Annotated in this window: 1 rRNA gene; it reads right to left on the bottom strand. The window is 56.5% G+C overall.

From position 1 onward, the window contains the following. Window positions 1-21: 21 nt before the first annotated feature. Window positions 22-1,049: ribosomal RNA gene (locus tag K6I33_RS35225) — 23S ribosomal RNA — on the bottom strand; the annotation flags it as partial.

The following is a 1,049-nucleotide window of genomic DNA, read 5'->3' as shown; positions in this document are numbered from 1 at the left end:
ACACAGTGGACGCGAGCAACTGAGGACAAGCCCTCGGCCTATTAGTACCAGTCAGCTCCAACCGTTACCGGTCTTCCACACCTGGCCTATCAACCCAGTCGTCTACTGGGAGCCTTACCCCATCAAGTGGGTGGGAGTCCTCATCTCGAAGCAGGCTTCCCGCTTAGATGCTTTCAGCGGTTATCCCTCCCGAACGTAGCCAACCAGCCATGCCCTTGGCAGGACAACTGGCACACCAGAGGTTCGTCCGTCCCGGTCCTCTCGTACTAGGGACAGCCCTTCTCAAGACTCCTACGCGCACAGCGGATAGGGACCGAACTGTCTCACGACGTTCTAAACCCAGCTCGCGTACCGCTTTAATGGGCGAACAGCCCAACCCTTGGGACCGACTCCAGCCCCAGGATGCGACGAGCCGACATCGAGGTGCCAAACCATCCCGTCGATATGGACTCTTGGGGAAGATCAGCCTGTTATCCCCGGGGTACCTTTTATCCGTTGAGCGACGGCGCTTCCACAAGCCACCGCCGGATCACTAGTCCCGACTTTCGTCCCTGCTCGACCCGTCGGTCTCACAGTCAAGCTCCCTTGTGCACTTACACTCAACACCTGATTGCCAACCAGGCTGAGGGAACCTTTGGGCGCCTCCGTTACCCTTTAGGAGGCAACCGCCCCAGTTAAACTACCCACCAGACACTGTCCCTGATCCGGATCACGGACCCAGGTTAGACATCCAGCACGACCAGAGTGGTATTTCAACGACGACTCCACCATGGCTGGCGCCACGGTTTCAAAGTCTCCCACCTATCCTACACAAGCCGAACCGAACACCAATATCAAGCTATAGTAAAGGTCCCGGGGTCTTTCCGTCCTGCTGCGCGAAACGAGCATCTTTACTCGTAGTGCAATTTCACCGGGCCTATGGTTGAGACAGTCGAGAAGTCGTTACGCCATTCGTGCAGGTCGGAACTTACCCGACAAGGAATTTCGCTACCTTAGGATGGTTATAGTTACCACCGCCGTTTACTGGCGCTTAAGTTCTCAGCTTCGCC

The organism is Streptomyces sp. UNOB3_S3 (assembly GCF_020740895.1).
Classification (GTDB): Bacteria; Actinomycetota; Actinomycetes; order Streptomycetales; family Streptomycetaceae; genus Streptomyces.
The sequence above is the reverse complement of the archived record's forward strand: the minus strand, read 5'-3'. Positions and strand labels throughout refer to the sequence as shown.